12 protein-coding genes are annotated in these 13,474 nt (G+C 58.9%); 7 read left to right on the forward strand and 5 right to left on the reverse strand.

All coding sequences use genetic code 11. The features are described from left to right. The first annotated feature begins 142 nt into the window (after nt 1-142). Nucleotides 143-1,552 (forward strand): MATE family efflux transporter, encoded by a 1,410-nt coding sequence (locus VLA07_RS16475; RefSeq protein WP_027611437.1) that lies wholly within the window; start codon nt 143-145, stop codon nt 1,550-1,552. A gap of 137 nt (nt 1,553-1,689) precedes the next feature. Here the strand turns inward: VLA07_RS16475 and tusA are convergent, their stop codons facing one another. Then, a complete protein-coding gene (gene tusA, locus VLA07_RS16480) occupies nt 1,690-1,941 on the reverse strand; it encodes a sulfurtransferase TusA (protein ID WP_003226616.1) in 252 nt (83 codons plus the stop codon). Nucleotides 1,942-2,056: 115 nt separating this feature from the next. Then, the gene (gene rlmM / locus VLA07_RS16485; protein ID WP_202370478.1) at nt 2,057-3,130 is read right to left on the reverse strand and encodes a 23S rRNA (cytidine(2498)-2'-O)-methyltransferase RlmM; all 1,074 of its coding nucleotides are present in this window, start codon (nt 3,128-3,130) and stop codon (nt 2,057-2,059) included. Nucleotides 3,131-3,352: 222 nt separating this feature from the next. On the opposite strand from rlmM, the gene acnA reads away from it, so the two are divergent. Then, nucleotides 3,353-6,094 (forward strand): aconitate hydratase AcnA, encoded by a 2,742-nt coding sequence (gene acnA, locus VLA07_RS16490; protein WP_333989692.1) that lies wholly within the window; start codon nt 3,353-3,355, stop codon nt 6,092-6,094. Between the two features lie 472 nt (nt 6,095-6,566). On the opposite strand, the gene VLA07_RS16495 is transcribed toward acnA, so the two are convergent. Next, nucleotides 6,567-7,385 carry an aminoglycoside phosphotransferase family protein gene (locus tag VLA07_RS16495; protein ID WP_442969547.1) on the reverse strand — a complete coding sequence of 273 codons (819 nt, stop codon included), beginning with the start codon at nt 7,383-7,385 and terminating at the stop codon, nt 6,567-6,569. Beyond that, nucleotides 7,375-7,863: an SRPBCC family protein gene (locus VLA07_RS16500; RefSeq protein ID WP_027611433.1), complete on the reverse strand. Its 489-nt coding sequence runs from the start codon at nt 7,861-7,863 to the stop codon at nt 7,375-7,377. Before VLA07_RS16500 ends, VLA07_RS16495 begins: the two co-directional genes overlap by 11 nt. A 197-nt stretch (nt 7,864-8,060) precedes the next feature. Here VLA07_RS16500 and VLA07_RS16505 point away from each other — a divergent pair, with 197 nt between their 5' ends. The 5 genes from VLA07_RS16505 (at nt 8,061) to VLA07_RS16525 (ending at nt 11,234) form a co-directional block, all read left to right on the forward strand. Further along, on the forward strand, nt 8,061-8,981 hold the full coding sequence (locus VLA07_RS16505; RefSeq protein ID WP_247269261.1) for an ADP-ribosylglycohydrolase family protein: 921 nt from the start codon (nt 8,061-8,063) through the stop codon (nt 8,979-8,981). A 56-nt stretch (nt 8,982-9,037) separates the two neighbouring features. Continuing rightward, nucleotides 9,038-9,442: a lysozyme inhibitor LprI family protein gene (locus VLA07_RS16510; RefSeq protein ID WP_333989693.1), complete on the forward strand. Its 405-nt coding sequence runs from the start codon at nt 9,038-9,040 to the stop codon at nt 9,440-9,442. A 220-nt stretch (nt 9,443-9,662) separates the two neighbouring features. After that, complete coding sequence (locus VLA07_RS16515) at nt 9,663-10,268, forward strand: DUF2975 domain-containing protein (RefSeq protein ID WP_095140016.1); 606 nt, start codon at nt 9,663-9,665, stop codon at nt 10,266-10,268. 9 nt (nt 10,269-10,277) lie between these two features. Beyond that, a complete protein-coding gene (locus VLA07_RS16520) occupies nt 10,278-10,484 on the forward strand; it encodes a helix-turn-helix domain-containing protein (protein ID WP_003226632.1) in 207 nt (68 codons plus the stop codon). Nucleotides 10,485-10,562: 78 nt separating this feature from the next. Then, nucleotides 10,563-11,234: a hypothetical protein gene (locus VLA07_RS16525; RefSeq protein ID WP_333989694.1), complete on the forward strand. Its 672-nt coding sequence runs from the start codon at nt 10,563-10,565 to the stop codon at nt 11,232-11,234. Nucleotides 11,235-11,302: 68 nt separating this feature from the next. Here the strand turns inward: VLA07_RS16525 and mrdA are convergent, their stop codons facing one another. Beyond that, entirely contained in the window at nt 11,303-13,195 is a 1,893-nt protein-coding gene (gene mrdA, locus VLA07_RS16530) for a penicillin-binding protein 2 (RefSeq protein ID WP_330207096.1), read from the reverse strand. Nucleotides 13,196-13,474 lie beyond the last annotated feature (279 nt).

Here is a 13,474-nt window from a genome sequence, read left to right on the forward strand (position 1 = left end):
AGGTGCAGATCCACCGTTGGGCCAGCGCCACAGTGGATGGCATCGATGATTACAAATCCGCAACAGAGGATTTTTCCTGACTGTCACGTCAGCGGCGTAGAATGCGGCGCCTTGCGCATCAACACCTGTGGACGCTTTGCCTGTGAATTCTGTTACTGATCAACCTCTCGCTGCCTCACTCACCCGCCCCGCGCGAATTCGCCTGGAGTTCAGGAACCTGCTCGCCCTGGCCTTGCCGATCATCATCGCGCAGCTGGCGACTACCGCGATGGGCTTCGTCGATGCGGTGATGGCCGGCCGCGTCGGGCCGAAAGATCTGGCGGCGGTAGCGCTGGGCAACTCGATCTGGGTCCCGGTGTTTCTGCTGATGACCGGCACCCTGCTGGCCACCACGCCGAAAGTCGCCCAGCGTTTTGGCGCTGGCACCCACAGTGAAATCGGCCCGATCGTGCGTCAGGCGCTGTGGCTGGCGCTGGTGGTGGGCCTGATCGCGACAGCGATGCTGGTCGCCGCCGAACCGGTGCTGCACCTGATGAAGGTCGATCCCGAGCTGATCGGCCCGTGCATGCAATACCTGCACGGCATTGCCAGTGGCCTGCCAGCGGTGGCGTTCTATCACGTGTTGCGCTGCACCAGTGACGGCATCGGCCGCACTCGCCCGGCGATGGTGCTGGGGCTGTGCGGTCTGGCGCTGAACATTCCGCTGAACTACATCTTCATCTATGGCCACTTCGGCGTGCCGGCCATGGGCGGCGTGGGTTGCGGCTGGGCCACGGCCATCGTGATGTGGGTCATGGCGCTGGGGCTGGCCGGTTACGAGCGCTGGGCGCCGGCCTATCGTTCGAGCGAGATCTTCAGCCGCTTCGACTGGCCACAATGGGCGGTGATCAAGCGTCTGCTGGCGATCGGTCTGCCGATTGGCATCGCGGTGTTTGCCGAGTCGAGCATCTTTGCGGTGATCGCCCTGCTGATCGGCAGCCTTGGCGCCACCGTGGTGGCCGGGCATCAGATCGCGCTGAACGTCAGCTCGCTGGTGTTCATGATTCCGTATTCGCTAGGTATGGCGGTGACCGTACGCGTCGGCCAGGCCTTGGGCCGTGAAGAGCCGCGTGAAGCACGCTTTGCCGCCGGTGTCGGCATGGGGACTGCGTTGGCTTACGCCTGTATTTCGGCGAGCATGATGCTGTTGCTGCGCGAGCCGATTGCGTCGATCTATACGGCTGATCCGACGGTGATCCACATCGCGGCGATGCTGATTGTGTACTCGGCGCTGTTTCAGTTTTCCGATGCGATCCAAGTGACGGCTGCCGGAGCTCTGCGCGGTTATCAGGACACCCGGGTGACGATGATCCTGACCCTGTTCGCCTACTGGGGCATCGGCCTGCCGGTGGGTTACGCCCTCGGCCTGACCGACTGGCTCGGCGAACCGCGTGGCCCGAGCGGCTTGTGGCAGGGTTTGATCGTCGGTTTGAGCTGCGCGGCACTCATGCTATCGATCCGCCTGACCCGCAGTGCGCGCAAACGTATTCGGATCAGTCGCAGCGCCGGCTGAAACCCTTACGCAGGATAAAAAAATGTGGGAGCGGGCTTGCTCGCGAAAGTGGTGTTTCAGTCGACATTTACAGTGACTGACACACCGTTTTCGCGAGCAAGCCCGCTCCCACATTGGGTTTTGCGTGTGCCTGAGGGTCAGGCTTGTTTCTTGCGGATCCAGTACAGATAAGTACCAGCCTCTTCGTGCTGGCCCACCAGTTCGTGGTCGAGAAACACGCAGAACTTGGGAATGTCGCGACGGGTAGAGGGATCGGTGGCAATCACCTTGAGCAGGCCGCCAGGTACCAGGTCACGGATGTGCTGGTGCAGCATCATCACCGGCTCCGGGCAATTGAGGCCGGTGGCGTCGAGGGTGCCGTCTACCGGGGTATCGATCATTTCACTCATGATTCACTCCTGAAACTGGCCGGCATTGTCGCGCATTGCCGGGGGCTCAGTCATCTGTAGCGAGGGGATTTATCCCCTCACCACAGAGATCATTTCCACAGGGTTTAGTGGTGACTTAGCGGGATTTGGCTTTCTTGATGTCATGCCGACGCAAATGGCAGGTCACTTCCTCGCGGTCGTGATACAGCTGCTTGCAACCAATATCGACCTTGATCCCGCGCGCCTTGAAGCCATCGGCGATGCGTTCGAGCAAGCGCTTCACTTCGGCATAACGCTGCTTCATCGGCAGCTTGAGGTTGACCACTGCTTCGCGGCAGTGGCCGTCACCGATCCACTCTTCAAGCATCGCCGCATTACGCGCCGGCTTCTCGACGATGTCGCAGACCATCCAGTCCACCGGTTGCTTGGGCTTGAAGGTGAAACCGTCGGCCATCAAGTGCTGCACCAGTCCGGTGTCCATCAGGCTCTCGGCCATCGGGCCGTTGTCGATGGCGGTCACCAGCATGCCGCGGTTGACCAATTGCCAGGTCCAGCCGCCCGGTGCCGCGCCGAGGTCGACGCCGGTCATGTCGCTGTGCAGGCGCTCGTCCCACTGATCACGCGGGATGAAGTGGTGCCAGGCCTCCTCCAGCTTCAAGGTCGAACGGCTGGGTGCCTCGCGCGGAAACTTCAGGCGCGGAATGCCCATCGGCCACATCGCCGAGTTGCCGGCATCGGCCATGCCGAGGAACACTTCGCGACCACTCTTGAAGGTCAGCAGCAGGCGCGGTTTGCTCGCGTCGTCCACCAGTTTGCCGGCGCCGGTCAGCGCCTTGCGCAGCGGGCCTTCGAATTTCTTGCAGAAGTTCGACAGCTCTTTACCGTCGTTGGTGTCGACCACTTCCAGCCACAGGCTGCCGCAGACCGGGAAGTCCGCCATGTGCTCGAGGATCACGCTGATGCGGTCGGTTTCCGGCAGATTGATGAAAACGCCCCGCGCCCATTGCCGCGGGAAAATCAATTCGGCGAAACGCTGACCGCGCATCAGGCGCTCGGCACCGTCTGCTTCGGTGCAGACAAACTCGGCGTACGCGGTGGCCGGTTTGGCCTTGGCGTAACCGGCGACGTTGAGTTGGGCGGCGAGGTCGGAAATCTCCGAACAGACTTCGCCTTCGAAGCCTGGCCGGCAATGCATGAATAGGGTGTTCATTCTTACTCCTGGGCAGAGGGCGGACATTCGGCCCCTGCACGCTGCTCAAGCCTTGCGGTGAAGCAAAGCCTGTCACGAAAACCGGCGCATGATAGCCGATGTCGGAACCTTGGACTTGCCCATAGAGTCCAGTTATTAGCCAGCTACTGAAAACAGGGCTACGTTGATAGCTCTGCCCGTCCCCTCAATCCGTAGCCGTGCGGATTCAAAGGAGTGATCGTAATGCCGTCCCTCGATAGTCTGAAGACCCTTAAAACTCTACAAATCGACGATAAGACCTACCACTATTTCAGCCTGCCCGATGCCGCCAAGAGCCTTGGCAATATCGACCAGCTACCGATGTCGCTGAAAGTCCTGCTGGAAAACCTGCTGCGCTGGGAAGATGAAAAAACTGTCACTGGCGCCGACCTCAAGGCCATCGCTGCCTGGCTCAAGGAGCGCCGCTCCGACCGGGAAATCCAGTACCGCCCGGCTCGGGTATTGATGCAAGATTTTACCGGTGTACCTGCGGTGGTGGATCTCGCCGCGATGCGCGCCGCCATGGCCAAGGCCGGCGGTGATCCGCAGCGAATCAACCCGCTGTCGCCGGTGGATCTGGTGATCGACCACTCGGTGATGGTCGACAAATTCGCCACCCCGAGCGCCTTCGAACAGAACGTCGACATAGAGATGCAGCGCAACGGCGAGCGTTATGCGTTTCTGCGCTGGGGCCAGAGCGCCTTCGATAATTTCAGCGTGGTGCCACCGGGCACCGGGATCTGCCACCAGGTCAACCTCGAATACCTCGGGCGCACGGTGTGGACCAAGGATGAGGACGGCCGCACTTACGCCTTCCCCGACACGCTGGTCGGCACCGACTCCCACACCACCATGATCAACGGCCTCGGCGTACTCGGCTGGGGCGTCGGCGGGATCGAGGCGGAAGCCGCGATGCTCGGCCAACCGGTGTCGATGCTGATTCCGGAAGTGATCGGTTTCAAACTCACCGGCAAACTCAAGGAAGGCATCACCGCCACCGACCTGGTGCTGACTGTCACGCAGATGCTGCGCAAAAAAGGGGTGGTCGGCAAATTCGTCGAATTCTACGGCGACGGTCTCGCCGACCTGCCACTGGCCGACCGCGCGACCATCGCCAACATGGCCCCGGAATATGGCGCGACCTGCGGCTTCTTCCCGGTCGATGACGTAACCCTCGAATACCTGGGCCTGTCTGGTCGCCCGGCCGAAGTGGTGAAACTGGTCGAGGCCTACTCCAAGGCCCAAGGCCTTTGGCGCCTTCCCGGTCAGGAACCGGTGTTTACCGACAGCCTGGCGCTGGACATGGGCAGCGTCGAAGCCAGCCTGGCCGGGCCAAAGCGCCCGCAGGATCGGGTTTCGCTGCCGAACGTGGCGCAGGCCTTCAGTGACTTCATGGACCTGCAATTCAAGCCCACCAGCAAGGAAGAAGGCCGTCTGGAAAGCGAGGGTGGTGGTGGCGTGGCCGTGGGCAACGCCGATCTGATCGGCGAAACCGAGTACGAATACGAAGGCCAGACCTATCGCCTGAAAAACGGCGCAGTGGTGATCGCCGCGATCACCTCGTGCACCAACACCTCGAACCCGAGCGTGATGATGGCGGCCGGTCTGCTGGCGAAAAAAGCCGTGGAGAAAGGCCTGACCCGCAAGCCGTGGGTGAAGAGTTCGCTGGCACCCGGCTCGAAAGTGGTCACCGACTACTACAAGGCGGCGGGGCTAACGCAATACCTTGATCAACTCGGGTTCTCGCTGGTCGGTTATGGCTGCACCACCTGTATCGGCAACTCCGGGCCGTTGCCGGAGCCGATCGAGAAAGCCATTCAGAAAGCCGACCTCACCGTGGCGTCGGTGCTCTCCGGCAACCGCAACTTCGAAGGCCGGGTGCATCCGCTGGTGAAAACCAACTGGCTGGCCTCGCCACCGCTGGTGGTCGCCTACGCCTTGGCCGGCAGCGTGCGCACCGACATCAGCACTGAACCGCTGGGTAATGACCAGCAAGGCAATCCGGTTTACCTGCGCGACATCTGGCCGAGCAGCAAGGAAATCGCCGAGGCGGTGAATCAGGTGAACACCGCGATGTTCCACAAGGAATACGCCGAAGTGTTTGCCGGCGACGAGCAATGGCAAGCGATCCAGGTGCCGCAGGCCGCCACCTATGTGTGGCAGGACGATTCGACCTACATCCAGCATCCACCGTTCTTCGACGACATTTCCGGACCTTTGCCGGTGATCACCGACGTCAAGGGCGCGCGGGTTCTGGCGCTGTTGGGCGATTCAGTAACCACTGACCACATCTCCCCTGCCGGTAACATCAAAGCTGACAGTCCGGCCGGGCGCTATCTGCGCGAAAAAGGCGTGGAGCCGCGGGACTTCAACTCCTATGGCTCACGGCGTGGCAACCACGAAGTGATGATGCGCGGCACATTCGCCAACATCCGCATTCGTAACGAGATGCTCGGCGGCGAAGAAGGTGGCAACACAATCTACATCCCGAGCGGCGAGAAAATGCCGATTTATGATGCCGCCATGCTGTATCAGGCCTCGGGCACGCCGCTGGTGGTGATCGCCGGTCAGGAATACGGTACCGGCTCCAGCCGTGACTGGGCGGCCAAAGGCACCAACCTGCTGGGCGTCAAAGCGGTGATCGCTGAAAGCTTCGAGCGTATCCACCGTTCCAACCTGGTGGGCATGGGCGTGTTGCCGCTGCAGTTCAAGCTCGATCAGAACCGCAAGAGCCTGAACCTCACCGGCAAGGAAACCCTGGATATTCAGGGCCTGACCGGTGTCGAGCTGACCCCGCGCATGAACCTGACGCTGGTGATCACCCGTGAAGACGGGCGCCAGGAGAAAATCGAGGTGCTGTGCCGCATTGATACATTGAATGAGGTGGAGTACTTCAAGTCCGGCGGGATTCTGCACTACGTGTTGCGGCAGCTGATTGCTTCCTGAAAACACGTTTCCCTTTAGGAGCTGCCGCAGGCTGCGATCTTTTGATTTTGGCTTTCAAAAGCAAGATCAAAAGATCGCAGCCTGCGGCAGCTCCTACAGGGTGATGTACTTTTCTACAGGCGAAAAAAAAACCCGCCGAAGCGGGTTTTTCCCAAGACCATTATCGACTCCCTGTCGGCAGCGATCCTTGCTATGGTCGATCATCCGTGATCCTGAAACACTCCCTGTGTCTCAGTTGATGGGTGTAGATTACGCCGTGGATCCAATCGGCAATAGTCNTCCCAAGACCATTATCGACTCCCTGTCGGCAGCGATCCTTGCTATGGTCGATCATCCGTGATCCTGAAACACTCCCTGTGTCTCAGTTGATGGGTGTAGATTACGCCGTGGATCCAATCGGCAATAGTCGCAAAAGCTACCACCGCGTGTAAGACATTCGCTATAGAAGCCCTTCCGAAAACCCTTAGCCCTCTCAGTCATCCAGCAGGCAAGCGGCGATTTGCGCGATCTGCAGCTGTTCGGCAGCCTGTTGCTGCACATCGTCCTCCAGGAACCAGGCGGCCGACAATCCGGCAAACGCCAGCACCCATTGCAGCAAGCGTCGGCGATCAAGCCCGGACGCCTCGACGATCACCTCGACCTGCCGGCGCAATCGCTGTGAATCGCCAGCCGTCGGCAAGTCCGGGTTGCAGATCAGGTTGGCGTAGTCATAACCGCGCTCGCCGCGTACTCGTTTGGGATCAATAGCGAGCCAGCCGTGTACAGCGAAATCGAGAACATTGTCGTGGTGCATGTCACCGTGCAGCACCACCACGTCCTGCGGATCTGCGAGCAAAGCTTCAGCCGCTTGCAGGCTCAGGGCATAGGTCCCGCCATGTTCGGCCGCGGCCACGCGCAGCGAGGCGAACCACGGTGCCAGCTCCACCAGCGGCGGTGGCGGCGTCGGGCGCGGCGCATGCAAGCGCGATAGTGTCGTGCACATGATCTGCGTGGCTTCGTCGTCTTCACCGTTGAGCGCCATGTGCATCAACGAACGCCGGCCCATAGCCCGTTCCAGTAACAAACCTTCCTCGTGATGGGCCAGCACCCGCGCTGCGCCCTCACCGTCCCACCAAGTCATCAGTCGATTGCCGAATTGCTCGTCGGTATCCAGCGCAACCTTGAGCATGGCCGGCGTGTCGCCAAAACGCACCGGCAACAGACGGCTGCCGGGGGTGATGACCGGCTCACCGTCCGGTACCAGCGCCCAGCGTTGCAACCAGGGTTCGAAGATTGCGCAGTCAGTCACCATCACGCTCGCGGGTCTTGGCGCTTTCGGCGAGAAACTGTTCAAGTCGACTCAGCTGTTCCTCCCAGCCACGGCTGTCCATGTAATACGCCTCCTTCTGCCGCACGTCGGGAATGTGCGCGAAGCCGGACTCGGACACTTTGAGCAAAGTGCCACCCTCGTAATCCTGCAGCTCGAACTTGACCAGCGTCGTCGGCTCCTGTGAATAGTCGATCTGTGGATTGACCGCGTACGGGTGCCAGCGAAACGAAAACAACTGCTGTGGCTCGACCCGCTCGACGAGCACGTTCCACAACACGTGTTCATAACCAGGATACGTGACCTGCCCTTGCGTCCATTCCCCGGCAATGAACCGCCTGCCCTCCAGCGCCACACCAAACCACTGGCCAAAAGCCTCGGCATCGACCAATGCGCGCCAGACATAAGAACGCGGCGCCTTCAGCGTGATTTTGCGTTCGAAACTATTGGGTACCGGTTTCATAAGTCACCTCCTGTTTTGAACAGTAGGCTTGTATGACCACATGTCCAACCTGAAGTTGTATCAAAGGGCTGCACCTGTTCAGTCCAAAGGAAACATTCGGCGGCATTTCCGATCGTTGAATGAGTGAATGACTGACGCAACCCTCTCGCTGAACCTGTTACCTTTTCCCGCGAAATGGAAACAAACAAGGACGAAGCATGCAGCCATCTCTATCCGAACGTTATCGCGGCGCCCTGCTTGGCCTCGCTTGCGGCGACGCCGTCGGCACCACGGTGGAGTTCAAGCCACGAGGCTCATTCCAGCCGCTGACGGACATGGTCGGCGGTGGCCCCTTTCACTTGAAGCCCGGACAATGGACGGATGACACCTCGATGGCGCTGTGCCTGGCGGAGAGTCTTCTGAGCAAAAACACATTCGATGCGGCGGACCAGATGGGACGCTATCTGAACTGGTGGCGGTGGGGATATCTCAGCTCGACGGGGGATTGTTTCGATATTGGCATGACCGTCAGTCAGGCACTGTCGCAGTATCAGCAAACCGGTCAGCCCTTTGCCGGGTCAACCGACCCGTTTACCGCCGGCAACGGCTCGCTCATGCGTTTGGCGCCGGTGGTGCTGTTTTTCTTCCCTGACGTCCAGCAGATCCGCAACTTCGCCAGCGACAGTTCGCGGACAACCCACGCGGCCCCTGAAGCCATCGAATGCTGTCAATTGTTTGCCGAACTGATCGCCAACGCGCTGTTCGGCACCTGCAAGAGCGAACTGTGCAGGCTGCCGCGCTCAGCTTTCACTGAGCCTAAAGTTGCCGCGATTGCTCGAGGAGATTATCTGGCCAAATCAGTCAATGATATCCGTGGCAGCGGCTACAGCGTTGAGTCGTTGGAAGCCGCGCTGTGGTGTTTTCATCACACCGACAGTTTTACAGCGGCGATTCTGCAAGCCGCCAACCTCGGCGATGATGCTGACACCACTGCCGCGATCGTCGGTCAATTGGCCGGGGCCTATTATGGCGTTCGGGCGATTCCTGCCCACTGGCTGGAAATGCTTCATGACGGCGAGGAGATAGCAGCCACTGCGGATCGCCTGCTCGAAGCCTCCCGACTGCGCGTTCCTGAATAGAAACACCATAGCCGCTAAACTGCTCTGCACCTTCATCCGACACAGTGAGATTAACCATGCTCCCACGCCTGCTCCTGGCCCTGACACCCGTCCTGTTCACGCCTCTCGCCCACGCCGCCGTCGACTGCGCCAACGCCAGCGATCAGGGCACCATGAACCAGTGCGCCGGGCAGGTATTCAAGGCAGCGGACAAGGAGCTGAACGCGGTGTATCAGCAGATCACTAATCGTTTGAAGGACAACGCCGACGCCAAAAAGCTGCTGGTGAGCGCGCAGCGGGCGTGGATCGGCTTTCGTGATGCCGAATGCAAGTTTTCCGCGTCCGGTGTGGACGGCGGGAGTGTTTATCCATTGATTTACAGCAATTGCCTGACCGAGGTGACCAAGGTGCGGGTCGAGGCGCTGAAGCAGTATTTGAAGTGTCAGGAAGGTGACATGAGTTGCCCGGTGCCAGGGGCCTGATGTAGCAGGGGTTTCAGTTTCGCCGACAGGTTTGTTGATTCCCCACTCGGAGCACCTGTCAGCGCGCTGGCCAGCCTACCGACTCCCCGCACCATTGCGAGCGACCATGCGGAGCCGGATCAGAAGAGGATGCTCAAGCAACAAAATCAAAATTAATTATTGTTATTAGATAATTTATCATCGAGAATTCGCTACCAAATTGTAGCAACCAGGAATTTTCATGAGTACTCACATCAACGGATTGGCGCTGCAGCGCATGCATTGGATCGGGCTGCTGGCAGCAATTCTCGTCTGGGTTCTGGGGGTAACGGAGGTCGGCGGCAACGCAACGATCTGGTTCTTCAAAAAGGATGAAATGCTGGCGGGCCTGCTCTATGCCTTTGCTGAGGGCTCGCCGCAATTGCTTGACCCGTTTGTCGAAGGGGCATTGCTTGATCCCGACACCTGGCTGTCATCAACGGTCACGGCACTGATCGTCTTTCTGGATTTCCTGCCCGTGGTCCTGTCGGCTTACGCGTTATGGCTGACCGGTTTGTTCTTTCTGCGATTGTCGCGCGGCGAAACCTGGACCGACCGCAACATCAGGGTCCTCTGGCGAGTGGGCGTACTCTGCATCGTTTCTCCGGCAACCTACCCGCTAATAGAGACCTTGCAAGGTCTGGCGTTGTCGATAGATCTGCCGCCGGGGGATCGGATTTTCCAGTTCTCGATCGGCATGTCTTCCGCTTCTGCCTACGAAATAATCAAAGGCGTATTACTCTGTATTTTTTCAATTATCATGCGTGACGCAAAAGTACTCAGCGATGAGCAAAGCCAATACATATAGAACAATATAATGACCATTATTGTCCGCCTTGACGTAGTCATGGCCACGCAAAAAATTCGTTCAAAAGAGTTAGCCGCCCTGCTCGGGATCACCGAGGCGAATCTGTCATTGCTCAAAAACGGCAAAGTCAAAGGCGTGAAGATGGCAACTCTGGACAAGCTCTGCGCTGCGCTCGATTGCCAGCCTGGCGATCTGCTGGAATACCAGAAAGACTAGCCCGCTGGCGGCGGTTTATTTATCGCCCCCTCATCCGTTTAACTTTTATTCAATCCTTAGTTGCAAGGCGTCTTTGTCATGTCCCGTTATTTGTTCTGCGTCCTATTAATGCTGACCGCGTTGCTTGGCGGCTGCGCCACGCAAATAGACGTAGCACTCAACGCAATACCTGATCCGGACTATCCGTTCGATCGAAAGGCAACCGTGATGGTGACCTCGACCAACAGCGCCGATGAGAACGCACTGAATGCCCGCTACTATCTTCGCGACATGGTCAACGCACTGAAAGACAGAGGCTTTCAGGAGGTTTATACCGACGCCAGCCTGCCCAGGAATCACGCGCCGATCAAAATGACCGTCACTCTCGATATCGGCAGCCGGCAAGTGTCTTATCGCTATACCGCCACCGACTATGGGCAAGTTCCAACTAGCACTACGACCGTGTGCAAGAACGCCAAGAAGAAAGATGACCGACTGACCTGTACCAGTAAGCCCAATACGACCTATGGCCCGGTGGGAACGTCAGAGCGTATCGGCTACACCACCCTCAGTACCTTCACTGTCACCGCCCGGGATGAGGCGAGTAAGCGCACGGTGTATCTGCTGCGGGTGTCGTCTTATAACGAGGACTGTCAGGCCGCCAAGGTCGAAGCATTTCTGGTCGAGCAGGGCCTGCAGAATTTGAACTTCCAGGATCGCATGCAACGTAACTACAGCGTCACGATGCCCGAGGGTTACAGCTGCAAGTAGTCAGTTGCCCAAACGTGAGAGCTTCACAGCTCAGCCAGCGTGAGGCGGTGCTGTGAAGCTGACTCGGGTTAGACGTGGGGATCACCCGGCGGCTTGGCCGGCGCCGCGTATTGCGGCTTGAGGTGGCCGTCCTGGTCCAGCAACCAGGCGTCCATGATCTGCCGCACCACAGGGCCGGCCACTCGACCACCGGCCTCACCGTTTTCGATCATCACCGAGATGGCGATCTTCGGGTGCTCTGCCGGAGCGAAACCAACGAACAAGGCGTTGTCGCGATGACGTTCGAGGGTTTTCTCCCGGTTATAGCGCTCGCCTTGCTTGATCGCTACCACTTGCGCGGTACCACTCTTACCGGCAATCCGATACTGCGCACCTGCCGCTGCGGCGCGCGCGATACCCCGGGCATCGTGCATCACCATCTGCATCCCGTGGTTGACCTGATCCCAGTCACGCGGATTCTTCAGCAGAATGTTCGGCATCGGATGCTCGTCGACCGGTGCCACGCCATCGACTGTCTTCGCCAAGTGCGGACGATTCCATACGCCCTTGTTGGCAATCAGTGCGGTAGCCTGAGCCAGTTGTAGCGGCGTAACCTGCATGTAACCCTGGCCGATACCCAGGATCACCGTTTCCCCCGGGAACCAGGCCTGACGGCGCGTGGCACGCTTCCAGGCCTGAGACGGCATCAAACCGGGCGACTCTTCGAACATGTCCAGCGAGACCTTTTCGCCAAGGCCGAACATCGCCATGTAGTCGTGCAGGCGATCGATGCCGAGCTTGTGTGCCAGGTCGTAGAAGTAGGTGTCGTTGGAGCGCATGATTGCCGCGTCCATGTCCACCCAGCCATCGCCACTGTGGTTCCAGTTGCGGTACTTGTGATCGAAATCCGGGAGTTGGTAGTAGCCTGGGTCAAAGACGCGGGTTTGCGGCGTCACGACACCGGCATCGAGGCCGGCGATTGCCACTTCCGGCTTGATGGTCGAGCCCGGCGCATAAAGGCCGCGCAACACACGGTTGAACAGCGGGCGGTCGATGGAATCGCGTAGCGCCGAGTATTCCTTGGAGCTGATGCCAGTGACGAACAGGTTCGGGTCGAAACTCGGATTGCTGACCATGGCCAGCACTTCACCGGTGGACGGGTCGAGAGCCACCACCGAGCCACGTCGGTCGCCCAGTGCGGCTTCGGCAGCCTCCTGCAGTTTGACGTCGAGACTTAGAACGATGTTTTTGCCAGGCACCGGATCGGTGTGCTTGAGCACCCGCAATACTCGGCCCTGGGCGTTGGTCTCAACTTCTTCATAGCCAACGTGACCGTGCAGTTGCGCTTCGTAGAAGCGTTCGATACCGGTTTTTCCGATGGACTGCGTGCCGCGGTACTCTACCGAATCGAGGGTCTTGGATTCTTTTTCGTTGATCCGGCCAACGTAGCCGATCGAATGCGCGAAGTGCGCCCCCAACGGGTAATGCCGAACGAACTGCGGCTCGACATCAAGGCCCGGCAGACGGAACTCGTTAACCGCCAACACGGCGATTTGTTCCTCCGTCAGCTCGTAGAACAGTGTCACCGGGGTGAATGGGTGACGGGACTGCTTCATGGCCTTATCGAAAATCGTACGATCTTCGGCGGGTAAATGTAGCAGATTGATTACCTCATCCAGCTCCTGATTAACATTAGTGGCGCGTTCGCGGGTAATGATCAGGTTGTAACTGGGACGGTTATCAGCGAGCAGCACACCATTGCGATCGTAGATCAGGCCTCTGGTCGGCGGAATCGGCAAGACGTGCACGCGGTTGTTTTCAGAGATGGTCGAGTGGTAGTCGTATTCAACCACCTGCAGGATGTACAGGCGCACCACCAGCGCGCAGCTGATGGCAAATACGAACAGAGCGCAGGCGATCAACCGCTTGTTGACCAGACGCGTCTCTTTTTCGTGATCCTTGATCGGGATGGGTTCAGGCATTTCTACAGCAACTCTTTGACATAAATTGAGTGCCGATCCGTGGGCATGACATCAGTCCGTTAAAAAACGAGCTGCACCATACCAAAAACCGAGTGGTCACTTCAGAAGGATTTTCCCCAATGGCAGTCCCGGCGACGGTTGGAACTCTCGTGCCGTCTGACTCTGGCGAGAGGAGCACTTTCCTGCGGGCAAAACAAAACCCCAACTGCTTTCGCAATTGGGGTTTCGGAATTTAATCTTGACGATGACCTACTCTCACATGGGGAAACCCCACACTAC

The sequence above is a fragment of the Pseudomonas sp. S3(2024) genome (assembly GCF_036861315.1).
Classification (GTDB): domain Bacteria; phylum Pseudomonadota; class Gammaproteobacteria; order Pseudomonadales; family Pseudomonadaceae; genus Aquipseudomonas; species Aquipseudomonas putida_A.

Excerpts from the sequence above, each read along its gene's own strand:
- tusA (WP_003226616.1), bottom strand. The coding sequence starts at position 1,941 with ATGAGTGAAATGATCGATACCCCGGTAGACGGCACCCTCGACGCCACC.
- rlmM (WP_202370478.1), bottom strand. The coding sequence starts at position 3,130 with ATGAACACCCTATTCATGCATTGCCGGCCAGGCTTCGAAGGCGAAGTC.
- acnA (WP_333989692.1), top strand. The coding sequence starts at position 3,353 with ATGCCGTCCCTCGATAGTCTGAAGACCCTTAAAACTCTACAAATCGAC.
- VLA07_RS16495 (WP_442969547.1), bottom strand. The coding sequence starts at position 7,385 with ATGGTGACTGACTGCGCAATCTTCGAACCCTGGTTGCAACGCTGGGCG.
- VLA07_RS16500 (WP_027611433.1), bottom strand. The coding sequence starts at position 7,863 with ATGAAACCGGTACCCAATAGTTTCGAACGCAAAATCACGCTGAAGGCG.
- VLA07_RS16505 (WP_247269261.1), top strand. The coding sequence starts at position 8,061 with ATGCAGCCATCTCTATCCGAACGTTATCGCGGCGCCCTGCTTGGCCTC.
- VLA07_RS16510 (WP_333989693.1), top strand. The coding sequence starts at position 9,038 with ATGCTCCCACGCCTGCTCCTGGCCCTGACACCCGTCCTGTTCACGCCT.
- VLA07_RS16515 (WP_095140016.1), top strand. The coding sequence starts at position 9,663 with ATGAGTACTCACATCAACGGATTGGCGCTGCAGCGCATGCATTGGATC.
- VLA07_RS16520 (WP_003226632.1), top strand. The coding sequence starts at position 10,278 with ATGACCATTATTGTCCGCCTTGACGTAGTCATGGCCACGCAAAAAATT.
- VLA07_RS16525 (WP_333989694.1), top strand. The coding sequence starts at position 10,563 with ATGTCCCGTTATTTGTTCTGCGTCCTATTAATGCTGACCGCGTTGCTT.
- mrdA (WP_330207096.1), bottom strand. The coding sequence starts at position 13,195 with ATGCCTGAACCCATCCCGATCAAGGATCACGAAAAAGAGACGCGTCTG.